We start from the raw sequence: 20,652 nt of genomic DNA on the forward strand, positions 1-20,652 counted from the left end.
TAAGGTTTATTAAAACAATGACTGACCCACAAGAACGCACTGCCAATAACAAAGGCCGCCATTATGACTTTATAACAAGTCGAATCCCTGCCCCGCTCAAAGAAGTTTCATCCCAGAGGATCAAGGCGCTAAGCGCTGCCCGCACAGGCCGCGGGCACTGGACAACCGCCGCTTCACCGTCCAGTCATTCTTTATTGAAAGCGGCCAGTCTGAAACTTTGGGCATCACAAAACAAAGTGGACTTAATGCTTGATGAGTTACAGGATATTTATACATTTGCCGAACCCTTATTAAGCGCCGCCTTAAAAGCGCAGTACGGGATCGACGACAATCCAAGAACAACTTACTTACATCTTTATTTACCCAAAGAGCGCCCTTGGTACGCCATCAACCTATCGGGGGGCGTTGTCGTTCGCAATGTTTCGCTACTGGACGCAGCCTTGCATAACTTCGCCCGACACGAAACCTGCGAAGCGGACTCCGATTTCATCACCCAGCCCGACGAGCGAGGGCTGTTCGATATCAAGCCGATCAAACGCAAAATGTCCATTGCCCAATTCCAGACCCTGTGCCGCGAACTGGACATTGGCGCGCGGTACACCAAGCACCTTGAAAGCACTTTGTTGCCGGACGATGCGCTCGCCAAGACGTACCTGAAACACAAAGTGCTCGACAACCAGAAAGCCGCGTTCATCGCCGCGACACACCTGGCGGTGATGACTGGCGACATCGTCGCCGATACCCGTGATCTAGTGCTTGCGATGCTCGATGGCCAGCGCAATCTCACCCTCAAAGGCAAGATTGTGCAATTCGCCGAGATGGCCCTCATGGACACGCCATTGACCGGCATCGTGCTGATATCGCCTGATCTGGAACAGGCGAGCGATGTCTCAAGGATCATTGCGTACGTTCCCCATGACCCCGAGCATCCGCTCAAGGAATACGCCTCGGTCACCGACTTCATGAATGAACTGACTCGCCAGTTGCGTGACAACGCCTTCATCGAGTCGTCGCAAATGACCTATCGCCAGTACTTCAGCCAGTTTGTCGATCAGCCACAGCGAGGGCATTTTTTTGCCGGCCTCCAGGCCCGTCTGTTCGAGACGCAGATCCATAAAAAAGGGCCGTTCGATCAGCGTCCGACGTGGCGAGAGGAGCCCATATCCACTCCCAATCTGCGTATTGACGTCACACCGATCACCGGTGATTTCTGGCCCCGTCTCTACCAGCGAAAACTTAACAAGATCCTCAATGACGCCCGGCACATTGCTGTCTCTACCGCCGACGCAGACAGCAACGCGCGCTGGGCCTGGTGGGACAACTTCAAGAAAGTCGTTTCGGACATTTTCAACGTGGCCCTGATGATCGTCACGCCGTTCGTGCCGGGCCTGGGTGAACTGATGATGGTGTATACGACGTACCAGCTCACAAGCGAGGTCATCACGTCCATTGTGGACCTTGCCGAAGGGCAGTTTACCGAAGCCGCCGAGCATATCGTCGGGGTGGTCACGGACGTCATCCAGCTCGCGGCTTTTGCCGCCGGCGCACAGATTGGCCAGCTTGTACGATTGAAACTGTCGCCCTTGGTCGAAGGCATGAAACCGGTGCAATTGCCCGATGGCCGACAGTATCTGTGGCACCCCGACCTCACACCGTACGAACAACCGAACCTCAAGTTGCCTGCCGATTCAATCCCCGACGAACAAGGTCTGCACGCCCTCGACGGTCAACGCATCCTGGCGCTGGAGAACAAGCACTACGCCGTGCAGCAGGACCCACGCACGGGCACCTGGCGCGTCAAGCATCCGAGCCGCACCGACGCTTATCAACCCGCGCTGAAACACAACGGCGTCGGCGCCTGGAGCCATGAAGCCGAGAATCCGCGCGAGTGGGAAGGCTCGACCTTGATGCGTCGTCTGGGGCACAGCGTGGCGGACCTGAGCGATGCGCAACTCGAGCAAATCCGCAGCATCAGTGGTACCCAGGACAACGCCCTGCGCCGGATGCATGTCGACAATGCCCCGCCCCCGCCATTGCTGAGCGATAGCCTGCAACGCTTCAGAATTGGCCGGGACGTGGCCCACGCCATTGCAAAGATCCGGACCGGCCAACCGCTTTCCGCCACGTCCTATTGGTTCGAGCCGCTGCCAACGTACCTGGAGGGCTGGCCTGTGGACAAGGCATTGAAGGTGTACCAGGACGCCGACTTGAGCGGCAGCTTTCGCCAGTATGGCAACCCCGACGCCGGCCCTGGGCAAACCCTTTCCACCAGCGTGGCTCACGTGCTGAGCGGCAAGTTTGCGCACAGCCTTCTTGCGTTTCTTGACGAAGCGGAACTCAACAACCTGTTCGGCCACCCACTGCCCGCCGCTGAGCGCCTGCAAACCCTGCGCAACCTGTTGGCCGATGAAGCCCGCAAACTGGAGGTGGAGATTTTCAACCTGCAGTACCAGGCCAGCCAAACCGTCGACAACCCTCGTCTTCGCCTGCTGACGCGCCACTTTCCAGACCTGCCCGTCAGCGCTGCCGACAAGCTGCTGGCCGGCGCCAGCCGCATCGATGTGCAACGAATGGACACCGAGCGAAGTTTGCCATTGACGCTGAAAAGCGAGGCCCGCGAGGCGGCCTTCGAAGCACGCGCCAGCCATGCTTACGCCGGGTTGTTCGATGACGCACAGCTGACAGCCGATACCGAACGCCTGGTGCTGAACGCGCTCAGGATCCACGCCGACACCTTTGGTGATTTGCGCATCGACATCCGCGACGGCACCTCTGACGGACCACTGCGCTGCCGTGTGGGCAGTGACGAGGCGAAGACGGTTCGGCTGCTGATTCGAGACGAGTTCGCACGCTACGCTGTCAGCGGCGGCTCCAGCCCCGTGCCGCACGAAAACTTCTATGACGCAGTGCTTCGGGCATTGCCGGCACAGGCACGAGCCCGATTGGGTTACCGCACGGGCCAGGGGCGGATGTTCAAACAATGGGTAAAAGCCAAAACCGAGGCGCCCGGCGAACGACGCACCGCGTTGCTCGAACCGCCGATCTTGCCCAGCGCCGCCCCGCAGACCCAGTTGCTGCTGCGCGGCCCCGCCCTGTCCCGGGCCGGCACGACCCCGTTGGAACGGGTGCAGGATTTGTACCCTCATTTTAGCGAGCGGGAGACCACCCGCTTCGTCAGGTCACTGGGGCCGATTGACGAGGCACTGGCGACGCTTGATCGCCTGGAACGCGACCTGGACAATCTGCGCGTGCTGCTGAATCAATGGCGCTATCAGCAACCGGAAGGCTGGGGACCCGGCGCAAATTCTTTCAGGGACAAGGGTGGTCTGCACATTAGCGAACGCCTCATCAAATGTTTCGAAAGGAAGTCGACCGTCTTCGGTGAGCGCAGCACCACCCTTGATGCAGGCTACGCACTGGATCTGTCGACAGAGTTCAGTCAATACAACCTTGAGCTGTGGTGGAAAAAACGGCCCGACCTCAAGTACTACCTCGATCAGGTCAGCAGCCTGAACCTGGATCACACGGGGTTTTCTGCCTCCGCCGATGGACTGCTGCGAGACTTTCCACGGGTTTCACAACTGAGCGCCAGAGGCTGCAGGCTGACCCGGCTGCCGGATGGCGTCGGCAAAATGCACCTGTTGCGCTCGCTGCGTCTGACCGACAACCAGATCAGGCTGACACCCACCGCAGTCGAACAATTGAGCAACCTCACCCGCCTGGAAACCCTGCGCCTTGATGACAACCCGCAACTGGGCCTGCTGCCGGACGTGGGGCGCATGCCGAAACTGGGCATCCTGAGTTTGAGCCACACGGGGGTGAAGGCCTGGCCCGAGGGCTTGTTTAATAAAAAACGGCCGCGAGGTTTTTTCCTCGACTTGAGGGACAACCCGCTGGCGCAGATACCGGACGTCGTACCCGGTTCCGACGACGCACTGCTGGTGGCGCGTACCCGGCTCAACGTACGGGATCTGTCGGAGGCGAACCGTATTGCCTATCACGACTACCGACGGTCCGTGGGGCGCAACCCCTACCAGACTTACTCACCCGCTGCCGAGCGCGCCATCGATCAATGGCCGATGTCCGACGACAGCCGTTGGTGGAACAAGACTGGCGGGCTGGGCACCTTCAGAGAAGAAGCCTGGCACGCGCTAATGGGCGAGCCGAACGCCGAAGGCTTCTTCGAGATTATCCAGCGCCAGACGCTGTCCGGCGACTATCGGGCCGGTGGGGAGATGCGCCAACAACTCAGCAACCGAGTCTGGCGCATGATCGAGGCCATGGATCTGGACAGCGAACTTCGCCAGGAACTGTTCGAGATCGCGACCGCGCCCACCACCTGCGCCGATGCAGGGGCTCAGGTGTTCAACAACATGGGGATCAAGGTGCTTGCCAGCGAAGCGAACGCCCTGTCGACATCGACCATGATGCTGGAAAACCGCTTGGTGACCTTGGCCAAAGGTGCCGCTCGCCTGGAACACGTGGACGACGTGGCCCGCGCCGATTTTCGTAGCCGTGCCGGCACCCCGGATGAAGTCGAGGTCTTCCTCGCCTATGAAACCGGGCTCGCCCAACGCCTGGGTTTGCCGTGGCAATCCCGGACCATGCTTTACCGGCCCACGGCCGGCGTCGACGAGGCCATGCTCGAACAGGCTTTTGACACGGTCATTTCACTGGAGCAAGGAGACGGGCTGGTGAACGCGATGATCGAGCAACCGTTCTGGGACAAATACCTGAGGGCGACTTATTCAGACGCTTACAGCCGAAACACTCGTTTTTATGCGACCAAGTCCGACCTGCTGGAACAACTGCGCACGGCTCAACGGAACTGGGCACGCTCCATTGGCCACCCCGATGCGCAGCGCAGAGTGCTCAGAAAAACATTGCTCGACCTCGCGCAGCAAATTCCCGTGGCACAAAGCGAGCTGTTGAACGAAGGCGTCATGCCCGATTCCACCTATGACCGGTTGCTCAATGATATCGGTTATCGGGAGAAGGAATTGAGCCGGCGCCTGACTCGCGAGGCGTTGAACAAGGCCGGGCTGTAAACGAGCAGGACCCTGAGTGTCCTGAGGTCCTTGGGCCTCAGGATTCAATCACCCCACCTCTGAATCCCAAATGACCGTGACCTGGCCCCAATAGTTACGGGCAGTTCTCGGATTGAGCATTTCCTGCACGTCCTCCGAGCCCACTTCAAAGTGAAGGGTGCCGGGCTTGCGATCCAGATAAAAGCCAGGCTGGAAAAGATCGGTGCCACTGCCGTTGAGCAACAGTGGACGACGATTGACCGGCTGTCCCGTCCCGTCGGTCAGGCCGTTGGGCAAGCTCACGCCGACATCGAGCGCCACCGTGTGCCCCGATGCCGGTTCCCGCAACGCGCAGGTATTGCCGCTGACGTACTGGCATTCCAGGTTCATCTTGAAACGGCTGGATGCCGACAGGTTAAACGTCTGGTCACGGAACAGCCGCACAGGCTTACGCCCCTGAGTCAGCCAGGCCTGCCAGCCCCCCTGCGGAACCAGTTCGACGCGATTGCCGCCCGGTGGAATCTCGACTTTCAACGTGTGTTCGACCAGCAGCGTGAAATTGAGGGTGATCAGATCATCGTCAGGCAACATGAGATCACCCATGTCGAAATCCCGGTATGGCCCGACGGTGTAACTCGATATGCCCCGGTAGATACCCGCCGTCATCTTGAGCGGGTTGGGCGTGATTAGCTCATAGGAAAACCCGGTGTTCTCATAAGCAAACGAAAGGGTCTCGGCAATTGTCTTCTGTGCCTGCTTGGCGCACACACCTGCATCGGCCGGTACTCTCCAGAAGAACGCGTAATACAGGGCGTTACCATAGCCAACGCCACCATATTGGCAGGGGGCAGGCGCGTAAACCCACGCACTTTGCCAAACAGCTTCGGGAAGCGGGGCGTTGTTCGTGTAGGCCGCACCGATACCGTTGACCCGCATTCTGACCGTCTCGGCTTCTCCGGTCTCTTCATGGAGAACCGTGATGTCCTTCCAATATGAAGGCACACGAAACATCGGGCCCTGGCGTTCATCATGCAACGCCTGGATAGGTGCGACCGACCTGAAGCGAATGGGCAGGGCGATGCTGAACACGCCGTTGTCACAATACTCCGGGTGATCCCCGCAATACCCTCCTTGAGGTGTTTTGTTTTCGAAAGAATTTTGCATGGGGTTTGCCGGATCTGGCCGGAATACCGCCGTCATATCCACGGTTGCCGCGCTTGCCGACGCAGCGAACGCGCCTGCCAGAGCCAGCGTACTCAAGCGGCTCGCCGTCGTTGCCCTATTCATGTTTCATACACTCCCTGTCACCGCGTATAACGCGAGTATCTAAACATCCGAATCCCAGATCACCGCCACACTGCCTGAGTACTGCCGCGCCTGACCCGGATGAATCATTTCGCCAACTTCCGCGGCGGGGATTTCGAAGTGCAGCGTTCCCGGTTTGCGGTCCACATAAAACCCCGGTTGGAATAACGCCGTACCGCTGCCATCGATCCGTAGCGGCCGGCGATCCACTGCTTGCCCGGCTGCGTCCGTCAACCCATGGGGCAGGCTGACACTGACGTTCAGCGGCACGGCGTGTCCGGAAACCGGCTCCACCACTCCACACGTGCGGCCATCGTGGCTGTACTGGCATTCCATCTTCATTTTGAAGCGCGAACTGGCGGAAATATTGAACGTCTGGTCCCGGAACAGCCGAGTCGGTTTGCGCCCTTTCGTCAACCAGGACTGCCAGCCGCCCTCGGGAACCAGTTCGACGCGGTTCCCCCCAGGCGGTACATCGACTTTCAGGGTATGGCTGACCTCAAGGGAAAAGTTAAGGGTCAACACGGAGTCACTGGGAATCATGACATCGCCCATGTCGAAATCCTGGCCCGGGCCAACCGTGTAGGAAATAACGCCGGTGTAATCGCCCGACGCCATTTTCAGCGGATCGGGCGTACGCAATTCGTACCCGAAAACGATGTACTGATAACGAAAGGACAAAGGAATGTCGAACTTCGCCTTTTTGCTACAAACACCCGCCCCGACGGGGACGACCCAGAAGCTGTTATAGCCAAAGTTGCCGACGGTGCCCCACCCCACTCCTACGCAGGGTGCAGGCGCATACAACCAGCGCCCGCCTTCCCATAAATCGTCCCAGGTCCCGCCACCCGTCAATTCGGAAATGGACCTCGGTAGCAACGATTCATGACCAATCGCGGCAATCCGCACCTGCAGCGTTGTGACGTCCCCCGAACTGTGTGTCACGGACACATCGCGCCAGTCGGACGGCACCCGGGCCATGCCGCCCTGGCGAGGGTCCGTATGATTGGCGAGGATTGGCGCATTGGCCGTAAATGGAATGCGGGCGATAAGGCTGAACAGTTTCAAGGGCGCGCAGGCCTGTGGAACTTGAGCGCAAAATCCCTCGGAAGGTGTTTGATTAGTGAATTGATTTTTTTGCGGGTTCGCCGAATCCGGCTGGAATGTCGCGCGGATATCGTGTACTTCCGCCACTGCCGGGACAGAAAAAACGACAACCAGTAACCCTGTCCATACGCCACGTTTTATCGTCCGGTGTCCTTGCCGGGCTGAATCATCCATCGTCTCTTCTCCACAAATCACTTGCACCAGCATCGGGTGATGGCGCGTCTAAATGTCCGAATCCCAGATCACGGTCACACTGCCTGAGTACTGCCGTGCCTGACCCGGATGAATCATTTCGCCCACTTGCGTGGCGGGGATTTCGAAGTGCAGTGTTCCGGGTTTGCGGTCTACGTAAAATCCCGGCTGGAACAACGTTGTACCGCTGCCGTCGAGCCTCAGAGGGCGACGATCCACCGCTTGCCCATCGGCGTCCGTCAACCCATGGGGCAGGCTGACACTGACGTTCAGCGGCACGGAATGTCCGGAAACCGGTTCCAGCACTGCACACGTGCGGCCCTCGTGGCTGTACTGGCATTCCATCTGCATCTTGAAGCGCGAACTGGCGGAAATATTGAACGTCTGGTCGCGAAACAGCCGCGTCGGTTTGCGCCCTTGCGTCAACCAGGACTGCCACCCCCCCTGGGGCACCAGTTCCACGCGATTGCCGCCCGGCGGCACGTCAACCTTGAGGGTGTGCTGGACGTCCAGCGTGAAGTTCAATGTCAGGGTTGAACTGCTGGGCATCATGATGTCACCCATATCGAAATCCATTCCGGGACCGACGGTATACGTCCAGTCGCCGGTATACAGGCCGGACGACATGCCCAAAGGATTAGGCGTACGCAGTTCATAGCCGATCTGCATCTTGTCGTAACTCAAGTTCGAAATACGATAATTGGCGGTTGCCGCGCATTCACTCGCAAGCGGTGTCATCCAGAAAAAAGTTCGATTGGCCGGTGCGGTGTACATACCTCCCGTCGGCTGGCAGGGAGCGGGTGGATACCATGTCCAGTCGCCCCATAAGCGTGTGTGCCACCCCTGAACGCTGGTGGGCTCGCCTTCACCCACAAGGTTTTCAGCGGTATCCGGAAGGATGTAGCGGCCACCAATCGACGCTATGCGCACTTCCAGTTCGGAATACTCATTAGTCACGGCGTTCCTGACACGCAGCACTTGCCACTGACCTGGCACTCGAAAAAATGCACCTTTACGCGAATCTGAGTGCCGCGCTTCGATGGGCGCGACGGACACAAAATCAATGGGCGCCAGTAGAGAAAACAGCCCCTTCTCTTTGCAAAATTCCGGTTGAAGCTGGCAATGTCCGGTAACAGGCGTTTGATTGATGAACTTGTTATCCATGGGTCTCGAAGGATCAGGCCGAAACACCGCGCTGATATCCATGGACGCACTCATCACCGGCTCGATCCCCCATCCAAGCGTCGCAATTGCCCAAACAATAAGGCTCGGAACTCTTACGGTGTTTTTCGTTTTCATTTTCTATCACTCAGCCACCGGGCATGACCGCATTGAAAATCATGTTGACGTTGCCAAAATAATTGCCGGGCTTGTAAACCCCGTCGGCCGGCGGCACCGGGACGATTTCCAGCACCACCCGTTTGCCCGCAATGGCGTCGGCCATGGACACCACCTCGCTGTTTTCCGCGTCGTTCAACAATGTGCCGTTGAACAGCACGCGTAAGCCGATGTCATGGGCTTCGGTGCCATTGGATAGATAGGGTCGGCCTTCGAGCCGGGCCTCGATCGAGCCTGCTTCGTTCTTCACGTCGAAAAACTTGCGCAAACCACCCAGTGTCGATGCCGTCAGGTTCCATGGCAGTTGCTGCTCACGATGAATCCAGCCAGGGTCAGACGGAATCACATAGAACGCCAACGTTGGAATGCTCACGAACACATCGAAATGGTGGGACTCCCTGGCGGCAAACGCCGTGCTCGAAACCCATGCACCGATGAGCACGGGGAGTATTTTTTTCAACATAGTCATCACCCGGGCTCAACCCTTTACGTCCAGTTTTTTGCTGCTTTCACCTTCAACCAAGGTGAAGCGGTACTCGCGACCAGCCTGTTTTTCAAACTGAAACGTCCGGCCGGCGAGGATGTGATGCTTGGTCGTCGGCTGGCAGTCCTGTTCGTTTTTTACCGAGCAGTCCTTGAACTCGTCGATCACCACCACCGTGTTGCCGTTGTTGCGAATGCGGTAAAGAGCCGCCGCGTTTTCAATCACGCTTTCATAGCGCGTGTGCTTGGGCCGCACGAAAAACACCGCGCCGTAACCGGCCAGGACGTTGACCCCGGCCGAGAGGGTTTTCTTGTAGGCATCGCGTTCTTCACTGGAAACGGCGAACTCATCTTCTTTCTCCGGCACCACCGGTACGAAACGCACGCGGAAATAACGCTCCTTGTCCCGTTCGCCCATGTACAGCAATCGCGTGCCCTGCATGCCATTGGCCGGCACGATCAGCCGCGCCGGGCTGGCCATCAGGCCGTCGCGGGCACTGCCGTCGGCCTGGGTCTTGAGCGGTACTTCCTGTGATTTGCCCTGGGCGTCATAGAGGATTTCAAGAATGTTGACCTTGACGAACGCAGTGCTGTCGCCGCCGTTGAAAACCCGCTTCAGGTAGGTACTTTTATCGCCGTCCAGATAGTCGTAGACGGTGCCGATATTGATGCTCGGCGTAGCGYGTGCCGTTTGGGTGAACAAACAAAAACCAAATAGTGCCAACAGACGTTTCATCGTCCCTTACCTCGTTGATTAATCGCGTTGTGCCGGACCATCAGCCCGCCGTCCGGGCCATGAAAGTCGCATCCGCCAATGTGTCCGGTGTGCACCGCAGGTCCCCGATCATCAGCACGTTGTTTTCCGTGCGAGCGCTGCTCGGGTCGAGGCGGAACTGGCACAGCAACTGATTGCCGTGGCGCACTTCCAGGGTCGGTGAGCCGGCGTTCATTTCCATGGAGAAGAAGCCGTCGACTTCACTCACGCCGCGACTGGCGTGGTTGATGATGTGGTGCCCCTTGAGCGGGTTGCCCTGGGGGTCGATCAAGCGTCCGAGTACGGTGAGGGTGCTCATCACGCGGACCTGGCGATATTCCACGCCGCCCTTGTTCAGGTGATAGCTGGAGCGCGCCGGCTGGATGGTCGCGGCGGGCACATGATTGCCCTCGAAGTCGAAACTGACCGAACTGCTTTTGTAGGCCGTGATGGGGACAAAGTTGCGACCCGGTTTGAGTACCGCACTGCCGCCGCTCAAATCGTCGGCGCGCAGGGTGATGCCCGCGATGTCCGATTCGACATCGATGATCATCCCGGCACCGTTGCGGTGGTACTGGCTGGTCACGACCATTTTTTCGCCGCCGACGGCCACGGTGCTGTCCAGGTTCAGGCCGCCGGTGAAGTCGTTGTTGAAAGACGAACGCTGGACAAACCCGTCGCCGTTGACCAGGTCCGAATGCATCGTCCCCATCGCATTCAAACCGATGCCATAGGTGTCGGTGATGGCGGTCGCCGACACGCTCTGCAAGAGGTGCCCCTGCAGGTCTTTGCGGTAAGTGATCGAGGCGTTGTTATCCCGCCCGCCCTCACGCGCGGTGCGTGAGCCGATGCTGCCGGAGAGCTGTTCGCCAGGACCGCCCAAAGCAATGTTGACGCTCAGGTCGACGCCACGATTGCGGTCGTCCCCCGAACTCACGCTGCCTGGCCGGTCGAACAGTGACAATCGCCAGTTGGCATCGCTGCCGAACAGTCGGGTGCGCTGGGTCCATCCCAGATCCACCCCCGTGCCTTCGGTATTGCCCTCGCTGTGGGACACCCGCGCGTTGACCGAGGTTTTGCTGGTCAATCGATGGTTGAGCGACAACGAAGAGTTGCTGGTCTGGCCAACGAACACGTTGCGTTGTCGCACTCGCGTTCCGTCCGGCAAGGTGTCGTAGAGCCGCGTCGTGTCGAGCCAACTGCGGTTGTGGCTGGCGACGACGCTGCCACTGCCGTAGGAATACAGCCCCTGCACGTCGAGGCCGGTGCCGTAGTCTTCGGTTTGATAAATGTTGGCGTAGAGGCTGGCATTGTTGACGATGGCCCAGTCGACCGACGTGCCGTACTGCAAGCTGTCACGCACCTGGCGCCCGTTCAGGCCGACGATCACCCGCGGATGCAACAAGTAGTTGACCGCCGCGCCGGCGGTCATGTCGCCATCGTCCTGCTCGTCCCAGTTACTGAGCACCTTGGACTCGCGCCCCGCGAACAGGTTGTAGCGCCAGCGCTCGTCATGGTTACGCCAGTTGTTGGGCTTGTAGACCAGCTCTTGGGTGCTGGAGGTGATTTGACCGTCTTCGATCAGACGCACTTCCACTTCGTAGATCCCGCCCGGTAACGGTCGGGTATCGAGGGTCTGCAAGCCGGCCGGCATCGCCTGGGTATTGATCAGCAAACCGTCGCGATAGATTTCCACCGACCCCTGGCGGTTGGCGGTGACGTAGATCGGATACACCGCCGGTTTCGGATTGTTGATGGCCAGGCTGTCGGAGCTGCCGTACATGACCCCCACCGCCGTATCGGGGCTGGTACCAAAGGTGCGCGGTTGCCGACTCAGCCCTTCGGACGAAGGGGTGAAAAGGCCCAGTCGCAGAAAATTGCCTTCCAGTTCTCGCTGGGTGTACAGCTCATTCACCGCGTGAAACAACTCGTCATCCATCCCGCCGAGTCGGGACAGCTGAACATTCACAGCCTGAGTCCAGTTGCCCAGGCTGCTGCTGGCTTCAAGACCATAGCGCCCGCCCAGGTCCTGGTTCTGCCCGCCGTTGAGGTTCAACTGATTGCGCACGATCAGGCCGGTGCTGCCGCCTTCGGGCAACGTGTAGTAGCGCTGCGCCGTCTCGTCGCGTTCGGCGTTTTGCGTCAGGATCGAAACCAGTGAGTTTTCCAGGCTGTAATGCACCGCCAGCAGTTGCTCCGGGCACGACCCCTGGCAGCCTCCCAGTGCGACACCTTGCTTGAGATAATTTGCCCAGGTCTCGCGCTCGCTGGGCTTGATAGTGCTATCGCTGACATCGGTGAAGTCAACTAAGGTGATGCGATCGTCGCGGGATAACACCACCATCGCCTCACCCAGAAACTGTTGGTCAAGTTCCACGCGCACCGCCAGTGGCACATCAAAGAAGTGCTCTTCGAACTCAGACGGCAAACCTTTGGCCTGCGCCAGCAGACTTCGAGGTGTAGACGCGCTATCTGCAGGCGCAGCCAAAGCGGTTGCACAAAAAAACAGGGCAAGCGCCGTCGCGATGTGAGTCATCGGGAACATGAGCGAAATACTCTAGAGATAGTTACGTTAAAACCCGATCGACGGATACTGACTACCCATCGACCGGTGAGCGTTACTTAATAAGGACAACCCTTAAGTCATCTCAGTATTACTAGATGCGCGGGATGGCATCGAAGATCACCACCGGAGTGGCAGTGTAGAAACCCGTTTGAGTGGCGGTGGGTTTAGCGGCGTCAATCACCAGATCAGCCCGCATGCCACCGTTGGACTCGGTATCGCCAACGACTTCCTGGGAAGCGCCGGTCAGGGTAACGCCGTTGAATTTATAGGTCAGTGCGATGTTGTTGCTACCGTTGAACAGGGGTTGCGGACCTCCTTCCACATAGGCGCCGACCGAACCATTGGTGTGCCGAATATCGTACGTCGCACGCAATGGGCTCAAAGTACCGGTCACCAGGTTGTAGGTCATTTTCTCATCTTTACCAAAGTCAGGATTGACCGGTTGGGCGTGGAAAACCTGGGTTGGAATGGTGGCGCTGATGTTGATGGAGGTGCGCGCTTCTTCCGCAGCGAACGCCAGCGAAGAACCAAGTGCCAAGAGTGTCATCGGGACGGCGATTGCAAACTTATTGAGCATTATTGAGTACCTGTCTTTTCAAAGGATTGGGCCGAGAGCAGTCCTAACAAGCCAGCGTCATGTACGAGTTCATCACGAGGCTTAACTTTCGACGCCGGAACATGATCGACCAATCTCTTGGGAAAGTAAGTACGTAACTTCCGAAGAACATGTAGTAACAAGAGCATTCGAACAGAAGGAAAAAAGTCGTAAAAACAGCAATTACGCTGTTCGACTCTCAGACTGATACTACACACAGTTTTAACTAAAAAAACACACAGACAAGAATGATTAAATATCTGTAAGAACGGCACTACTTATTATTTTTTAACAGCCATTGGTAAGAAATGAACTGTTATTAATTAGTCTAACTACTCTAAAGAAGCAACCGTCACAGCCCTCTTGCGCTTGCAGCGCCCTGCCTCAGTCTTCGACCGCTCGTCCTGGTGCCTTGCATTTCTCATAAGATATATCTTAAGTTGTATCTAAACACGACAGAGAAGACACAAAATGAGAGACCATCATTCCCATCGAGAGCACAACGACAGCCGCGACGGCTTCGAAAAACGCCCAGGTCCTGGCCGAGAACGCGGCGGCCGTGGCCCCCGTGTGTTTGCCCCCGGCGACCTGAAATTGCTGCTGTTGGCACTGATCGCCGAACAGCCCTGCCACGGCTATGACCTGATCCGCCAGATCGAAAGCATGTTCGACGGCGCCTACAGCCCCAGCCCCGGTGTGATCTACCCGACCCTGACTTTTCTTGAAGAAAGCGAAATGATTCTGGGCGACGCCGAGGGCGGCAAAAAACGCTACAGCATCACCGACGCCGGACGTTTGTCGTTGACCGAGCAAGCCATTGCACTGGATGGCGTGCGGATGCGCATCGAAGTCAGCAAACGCTCGCTGCGCGGGCATGACCGCCCGGCCGAGATCCACGAAGCCGTGCACAACTTGCGTCATGCCTTGCAGATGCACCACGGCCGCTGGAGCCCGGAAGAAATCCTGCGGGTACGCGACCTGCTCAATAACACCGCCAAAGCCATTGTCGACGGCCCTGCCGTTCCACCTGTCCGGGAGAAAGCCGAATGACTGAAGTGATCGTGCAATCCATCCACCGCGTCATGCATGAGATCAAACGCCGTCGTCTGGAGGTGTTGCGCGTGGTCGACCTGACGCCACGTATGCGCCGGATTACCCTGGGCGGGCCGGAACTGGCCGGTTTCGTCAGCCTCGGCACCGACGACCACGTCAAACTGTTGTTCCCGCAAAACGCGGCGGAACACGCGGCGCTGGAAACCCTGGTGCTCGGCGCGGGCAAAAACAACGGGCCGATGCCGCCGATGCGCGATTACACACCGCGTCGCTATGACCTTGACACCCTGGAACTGGATATCGATTTCGTGCTGCACGGCGACGGCCCTGCCTCGACCTGGGCCGAGCAGGCCAAACCCGGTCAGTTCCTGCACATCGGCGGGCCACGCGGCTCGATGATCGTGCCGGACATGTTCGACAGCTACCTGCTGATCGGTGACGAAACCGCCCTGCCCGCCATCGCCCGTCGCCTCGAAGGCCTGGCAGCCAATCGTCGGGCGCTGGTGATTGTGGAAGTGGAGAACGGCGCCGAGCAGCAACGTCTGGAAAGCGCCGCGCAGGTCCATGTGATCTGGGTGCTGCGCGAAGGCGGCAAGGACAATCTGCTGACCACCGTGAAGCAAGCGCAAGTGCCCGGCGGCAATCTGTATGCGTGGGTGGCGACCGAGACCAAGGTGTCGCGGCAGATTCGGCGGGTGCTGCTTGATGAGCATGGGCTGAACGAGCAATTCATCAAAGCCGTGGGTTACTGGCGGCTGGATGACAGCGACGAAGAGTGACCGGCTCTAAGCCCTCTTCGTCGGAGCGCCGCCCGGAGCCGGCTCGCTCCGACGAAGGCGATAGCCCAATCACTGAACATCCAGACTCTTCGCACGACGTCCAAGCCACCGATCCAATCCGATCACCAGCAACGCAATCAACACAAACCCTGCCAACAACCCACCCGCATTCAAAAACACCTGTGGATAACCCAACTTGTCGACGTCTACAAACGGATAGGGATAAACCGCCAACACGTGACCGCGCCACAACACCGATACGAAGTACACCAACGGATAGATCAACCACAACGCGATGTGCCTCAGACGTAACGTGCCCTTGGGCACGCATAACCACCAATAGCCCAGAAACAGCAGCGGCATGATGTCGTGCATCAGCTCGTCGGCCAGAAACTGCCAGCCTTCGGGATGCCACAGATGGCGCAGCAGCAGGCTGTACGCCAGGCCGACCACGGCGATACTCACCACAATCGCACTGCTCACCCACGGCTGCAAAAACCAGCGTCGCGCCGCTGACTCGCGGGATGTCCATTCACAGGTCAATACGGTCGCCACCAGCGTGTTGGTCAGCACCGTGAAGTAACTGAAAAAGCTCACCAGCCCACCGATCAAACTGGCTTCAAGGCTCCAGCGTGAGTAGAGAATCAGGTACAGCTGAATGCTCAGCCCCAGCCACCCCAGTACCGCCGCCACGGCGACAAAACGACGCCTCGTGGCAGAACCCGGCGTCGGTTGGTTAACCATTGTCAGACTGGTCGCTTGGTGCGCATCAATTTCACATACAAGCGCTCGACCTTCTCTCGCGCCCACGGGGTTTTGCGCAAGAACGTCAGGCTCGACTTGATGCTCGGGTCGCTCTTGAAACAGCGGATATCAATGCGCTCAGCCAGCCCCGACCATTCGTAATGTTCAACCAGGACGTTGAGGATTTGCTCCAGCGTCACGCCGTGCAGCGGGTTGTTGTTCTGTTCGGTCATGCCGGGCCTTCAAGCGGTGAAAGGATGGGAAGCCGCGCACCTTAGCCGAGGGTGTGGTCGGGTGGAAGCGCTCTGTGCGCTATCGCTTGTCCCTTAAATGTAGGTGACCTTGAAAAGATCGCCGCCCGGCACTGTTACCGAATCTGAAATGCTGCATGTCAGGAAAAGCCCTTTCTCTATTTGTAACAGAACATTATCCTTGCGGCCGCCAAGCTGAAACGCTTCCGCTACCTGCTTTACGCCTGCTGCCATCCGTAACTTTCCTAGAAAAAGATCAAGAATTCTCTCTTTATGCCTGATTTCCACACTTCGCGAGACAGCGCTGTCTCACTGCCTGTTGCCCACCGAAAAGCCCTGCGCCTGATCGGCGGATTCACCGCACTGGGCCTCGCCACCTGCACCCAGGCAGCGCCCGCCTTCGATAGCGACTCCCCCTGGATGCTGGGTGACTGGAACGGCACGCGCACCGAACTTTCGGAAAAAGGCTACGACTTCAAAGTCGATTACACCGGTGAAATGGGCAGTAACCTGCACGGTGGCTACGACCATGACCGCACCGCGCGCTACAGCGACCAGTTTGGCCTCGGCACGCACCTGGATTTGCAGAAAATCCTGGGCTGGAACGATGCCGAATTTCAGCTGACCATCACCGAACGTAGCGGCAATAACATCAGCAACGACCGCATCAACGACCCTCGCGTGGGGGGATTCACCTCGGCTCAGGAAGTCTGGGGCCGTGGGCAAACCTGGCGCCTGACGCAGATGTGGTATCAGCAGAAGTTCTTCGACCAAAAACTCGACATCAAGGCCGGCCGCTTTGGTGAAGGCGAAGACTTCAACAGCTTCCCGTGCAACTTCCAGAACCTGGCGTTCTGTGGCTCGCAGGTCGGTAACTGGGCCGGCAGCATCTGGTACAACTGGCCCGTCAGCCAATGGGCGATGCGGGTCAAATATCACCTGACGCCGCAGTTGTACGCGCAGATTGGCGCCTATGAGCAAAACCCGTCGAACCTCGATCGCGACAACGGCTTCAAGCTCAGTGGCAGCGGCACCCAGGGCGCAATCGTGCCCGTGGAACTGGTGTGGTCGCCAACGCTCAACGGCCTGCCGGGCGAATACCGCGCCGGTTATTACTACAGCAGCGCCAGCGCCACCGACGTCTACAAAGACAGCAACGGCCAGCCCGCCGCCCTGAGCGGCGAGGCTTACCGCAGCGCATCGAGCAAGCACGGCGTATGGCTGGGTATTCAGCAGCAAATCACCAGCGTCGCCAGCGATCACAGCCGTGGTTTGAACGTGTTCGCCAACGGCACGATGCACGACAAGAAGACCAATGCCATCGACAACTATGTGCAGGCGGGCGTCGTCTACAAAGGCCTGTTCGATGCGCGCGCCAAGGACGACATCGGCTTCGCGCTGGCCCGCGTCCACGTCAACCCGGCCTATCGCAAAAACGCTGAAGCCACCAATCAGGCGCATGCCGTCTTCGACTATGACGACCCGGCCTTCTTGCCGCCGCAGGACACCGAATACAGCGCCGAACTCTATTACGGCGTGCATGTGACGAACTGGCTGACCGTGCGCCCGAACCTGCAATACATCCGCCATCCCGGTGGTGTGGATAACGTCGATGACGCGCTGATTGGCGGGATCAAGATCCAGTCGTCGTTCTAAACAACACCCCAAAACCTTGTAGGAGCAGAGCTTGCTCGCGATGACGGAGTGTCAGTTGACATTGATGCGGTCTGACACACCGCCATCGCGAGCAAGCTCTGCTCCTACAAGGGTTGCAACACCTGAACAAGCGCTAACCAGGTTTCACTTATATAACTGAACCATGCCCACGCCAGATCGTCATCTACAGTGAACTTGCGCGGGACTACTTGAAACGTCACGGAGAACCACACTATGAGCACTGATGGTGCTTTGAGTCGAAGCCGTCTGTTGCCGAGCCTGCTCGGCATCCTGCTTCTGCTAATGGGCCTGGCCATGCTGGCCGGGGGGATCAAGCTGAGCATGCTCGGCGGCTCGCTGTATTACCTGCTGGCCGGTATCGGCCTGACGCTGACCGGCGTGTTGCTGATCCTCGCCCGCCGCGCTGCGCTGGGCCTGTACGCACTGGTGCTGTTCGCCAGCACCGTTTGGGCACTGTGGGAAGTCGGCCTCGACTGGTGGCAACTGGTGCCGCGCCTGGCGATGTTGTTTGCATTGGGCCTGGTCATGTTGCTGCCATGGTTCCGTCGTCCGTTGCTGCGCGAAGGTGCTGCACCGATGGGCACCGGCGCCCTGAGTGTCGCTGTGGTCGTGGCGGGCGTGGCCGCATTGGCCAGCCAATTCACCAACCCGGGTGAAATCAAGGGTCAACTGGACCGCGACAGCGTGCCCGGCATGACCAACACCGCCCCGGCCATGCCCGACGGTGACTGGAATTCCTACGGCCGCAGCGCTCACGGTGATCGTTACTCGCCCCTGGCACAGATCACCCCGGCAAACGCTCACAAATTGGTCCCGGCGTGGACTTACCGCACCGGCGACCTGCCGGGCCCGAACGATCCGGGTGAGACCACCGCTGAAAACACCCCGCTGAAAGTCAACGGCATGCTCTACGTGTGCACGCCGCACAGCCAGGTGATCGCGCTGGACCCGGACACCGGCAAGGAAATCTGGCGTTTCGATCCGAAGCTCTCCACGCAAAACGCGGCGAACTTCAAGGGTTGGGCCCACATGACCTGCCGTGGCGTGTCGTATCACGATGACGCGGTCTACGCCTCCGAGCAGAGCCCGACCGGCAGCGCCAGCGCAGCCGTGGTCAACGCCTGCCCGCGCCGGATCTTCCTGCCCACCGCCGACACCCGCCTGATCGCCCTGAACGCCGACACCGGCAAGATGTGCGAAGACTTCGGCGACAAGGGCCAGGTTGACCTGCGCGCCAACATCGGCGGCTTCACCGCCGGCGGTTACTACTCCACCTCGCCTCCAGCGGTCACTAAAGACCTGGTAGTGATTGGCGGCCACGTCACCGACAACGTCTCCACCGACGAGCCAAGCGGCGTGATCCGCGCGTTCGACGTACACACTGGCAAACTGGTGTGGAACTGGGACAGCGGCAAGCCGGACGATACGACGCCGATTGCCGAAGGCCAGACCTACACCCGCAACTCACCGAACATGTGGTCCATGTTCGCGGTCGATGAAAAACTCGGCATGCTCTACCTGCCGATGGGCAACCAGACCCCGGACCAGTTCGGTGGCGCTCGCACCCCTGAATCGGAACTGCACGCCGCCGGCCTGACCGCCCTGGACATCGCCACCGGCAAAGTGCGCTGGCACTTCCAGTTCACCCACCATGACCTGTGGGACATGGACGTTGGCGGCCAGCCAACCCTGATGGACCTGAAAACCGCAGACGGCGTGAAGCCAGCGGTGCTTGCGTCCACCAAGCAAGGCAGCATCTACGTGCTGGACCGCAGCACCGGCAAGGCCATCGTGCCGATCAACGAAGTACCGGTGCCGCAAGGCGCTGTCGCCGGTGATCACACCTCGCCGACCCAACCCAAGTCCGACCTCAACTTCATGCCGCCGCCGTTGAAAGAACGCGACATGTGGGGTGTGACACCGTTCGACCAACTGGTCTGCCGGATCACCTTCAAATCCCTGCGCTACGACGGCCCGTTCACCCCACCATCGCTGCAAGGCTCGATCGTTTATCCGGGTAACTTCGGCGTGTTCGACTGGGGCGGTATCTCAGTGGATCCGGTGCGTCAGATCCTGTTCGTGAACCCGGACTGGATGGCCTTTAAATCCAAGCTGATCCCGGCTGCGGAAATCGCCGCCCAAGGCCCGCGCAAAAGCGAAACCGAAGGCGTACAACCAAACAAAGGCGCGCCTTACGGCGTAGTCCTTGAACCCCTCCTGTCGCCAATGGGCCTGCCGTGCCAGGCACCGGCGTGGGGCTACGTGGCAGCGGTCGATTTGACCACCCATGAAAAAATCTGGATGCACAAGAACGGCACCGTGCGCGACAGCTCGCCGGTTCCGATCCCCTTGAGCATGGGCGTACCCAGCCTGGGCGGCACCTTCACCACCGCCGGTGGCGTCGCGTTCCTCAGCGGCACCCTCGACCAATACCTGCGCGCCTACGACGTGAAAAACGGCAAGCAACTGTGGGAAGGCCGCCTGCCGGCCGGCGCGCAAACCACCCCGATGACCTACACCGGCAAGGACGGCAAGCAATACGTGCTGGTCGTTGCCGGCGGTCACGGTTCGCTGGGCACCAAGCAAGGTGACTATGTGATGGCGTACAAACTGTCGGAATAAGTTTTAGCGGCGGTTAAAACGAAGGCGACTCCTGTGAGGGGGTCGCCTTTTTTTGTGGCCGCGGTCTACACCACAACACAAATCAAATGTGGGAGCGGGCTTGCTCGCGAAAGCGGTGTGTCAGTCGACAAAAATGTTGAATGTTAAACAGCCTTCGCG

General features: G+C 59.0%; 15 protein-coding genes. 5 read left to right on the forward strand and 10 right to left on the reverse strand.

Annotation, left to right across the window (positions count from 1 at the left end):
- The first annotated feature begins 17 nt into the window (after positions 1 to 17).
- Positions 18 to 5,048, forward strand: coding sequence for an NEL-type E3 ubiquitin ligase domain-containing protein (locus AC1D2P_RS14590; RefSeq protein ID WP_477758000.1), 5,031 nt, complete (start codon positions 18 to 20; stop codon positions 5,046 to 5,048).
- A 48-nt stretch (positions 5,049 to 5,096) separates the two neighbouring features.
- Here the strand turns inward: AC1D2P_RS14590 and AC1D2P_RS14595 are convergent, their stop codons facing one another.
- From AC1D2P_RS14595 to AC1D2P_RS14625, 7 genes are all read right to left on the reverse strand, one after another.
- A complete protein-coding gene (locus tag AC1D2P_RS14595; RefSeq protein WP_477757999.1) occupies positions 5,097 to 6,314 on the reverse strand; it encodes a hypothetical protein in 1,218 nt (405 codons plus the stop codon).
- A 39-nt stretch (positions 6,315 to 6,353) separates the two neighbouring features.
- The gene (locus AC1D2P_RS14600; RefSeq protein ID WP_046026582.1) at positions 6,354 to 7,613 is read right to left on the reverse strand and encodes a hypothetical protein; all 1,260 of its coding nucleotides are present in this window, start codon (positions 7,611 to 7,613) and stop codon (positions 6,354 to 6,356) included.
- Between the two features lie 48 nt (positions 7,614 to 7,661).
- The gene (locus AC1D2P_RS14605; RefSeq protein ID WP_223524109.1) at positions 7,662 to 8,930 is read right to left on the reverse strand and encodes a hypothetical protein; all 1,269 of its coding nucleotides are present in this window, start codon (positions 8,928 to 8,930) and stop codon (positions 7,662 to 7,664) included.
- Positions 8,931 to 8,940: 10 nt separating this feature from the next.
- Positions 8,941 to 9,438 (reverse strand): CS1 type fimbrial major subunit, encoded by a 498-nt coding sequence (locus AC1D2P_RS14610; RefSeq protein WP_371916699.1) that lies wholly within the window; start codon positions 9,436 to 9,438, stop codon positions 8,941 to 8,943.
- A gap of 9 nt (positions 9,439 to 9,447) precedes the next feature.
- Positions 9,448 to 10,188, reverse strand: a complete 741-nt coding sequence (locus AC1D2P_RS14615) for a molecular chaperone (protein ID WP_477811482.1) — start codon at positions 10,186 to 10,188, stop codon at positions 9,448 to 9,450.
- 40 nt (positions 10,189 to 10,228) lie between these two features.
- Positions 10,229 to 12,751 carry a TcfC E-set like domain-containing protein gene (locus tag AC1D2P_RS14620; protein ID WP_109784999.1) on the reverse strand — a complete coding sequence of 841 codons (2,523 nt, stop codon included), beginning with the start codon at positions 12,749 to 12,751 and terminating at the stop codon, positions 10,229 to 10,231.
- A 112-nt stretch (positions 12,752 to 12,863) separates the two neighbouring features.
- Positions 12,864 to 13,349, reverse strand: coding sequence for a CS1 type fimbrial major subunit (locus AC1D2P_RS14625; RefSeq protein ID WP_046026586.1), 486 nt, complete (start codon positions 13,347 to 13,349; stop codon positions 12,864 to 12,866).
- A 489-nt stretch (positions 13,350 to 13,838) separates the two neighbouring features.
- Between AC1D2P_RS14625 and AC1D2P_RS14630 the strand changes: the two genes are divergently transcribed.
- On the forward strand, positions 13,839 to 14,417 hold the full coding sequence (locus AC1D2P_RS14630; RefSeq protein ID WP_046026587.1) for a PadR family transcriptional regulator: 579 nt from the start codon (positions 13,839 to 13,841) through the stop codon (positions 14,415 to 14,417).
- Complete coding sequence (locus AC1D2P_RS14635) at positions 14,414 to 15,199, forward strand: siderophore-interacting protein (RefSeq protein ID WP_477757998.1); 786 nt, start codon at positions 14,414 to 14,416, stop codon at positions 15,197 to 15,199. Before AC1D2P_RS14630 ends, AC1D2P_RS14635 begins: the two co-directional genes overlap by 4 nt.
- A gap of 69 nt (positions 15,200 to 15,268) precedes the next feature.
- Here the strand turns inward: AC1D2P_RS14635 and AC1D2P_RS14640 are convergent, their stop codons facing one another.
- The 3 genes from AC1D2P_RS14640 to AC1D2P_RS14650 all read right to left on the reverse strand — a co-directional run bounded on the left by AC1D2P_RS14640 (position 15,269) and on the right by AC1D2P_RS14650 (position 16,428).
- Positions 15,269 to 15,943 carry a Pr6Pr family membrane protein gene (locus tag AC1D2P_RS14640; protein ID WP_477757997.1) on the reverse strand — a complete coding sequence of 225 codons (675 nt, stop codon included), beginning with the start codon at positions 15,941 to 15,943 and terminating at the stop codon, positions 15,269 to 15,271.
- 2 nt (positions 15,944 to 15,945) lie between these two features.
- The gene (locus AC1D2P_RS14645) at positions 15,946 to 16,176 is read right to left on the reverse strand and encodes a VF530 family protein (protein ID WP_046026590.1); all 231 of its coding nucleotides are present in this window, start codon (positions 16,174 to 16,176) and stop codon (positions 15,946 to 15,948) included.
- A gap of 93 nt (positions 16,177 to 16,269) precedes the next feature.
- Positions 16,270 to 16,428: a hypothetical protein gene (locus tag AC1D2P_RS14650; protein ID WP_158283918.1), complete on the reverse strand. Its 159-nt coding sequence runs from the start codon at positions 16,426 to 16,428 to the stop codon at positions 16,270 to 16,272.
- A 39-nt stretch (positions 16,429 to 16,467) separates the two neighbouring features.
- On the opposite strand from AC1D2P_RS14650, the gene AC1D2P_RS14655 reads away from it, so the two are divergent.
- Together AC1D2P_RS14655 and AC1D2P_RS14660 are read left to right on the forward strand one after the other, a co-directional pair.
- Positions 16,468 to 17,850 carry a carbohydrate porin gene (locus AC1D2P_RS14655; protein ID WP_477757996.1) on the forward strand — a complete coding sequence of 461 codons (1,383 nt, stop codon included), beginning with the start codon at positions 16,468 to 16,470 and terminating at the stop codon, positions 17,848 to 17,850.
- Between the two features lie 234 nt (positions 17,851 to 18,084).
- A complete protein-coding gene (locus AC1D2P_RS14660; protein WP_477757995.1) occupies positions 18,085 to 20,493 on the forward strand; it encodes a glucose/quinate/shikimate family membrane-bound PQQ-dependent dehydrogenase in 2,409 nt (802 codons plus the stop codon).
- Positions 20,494 to 20,652 lie beyond the last annotated feature (159 nt).

Source organism: Pseudomonas sp. P1_F1_2 (genome assembly GCF_056405815.1).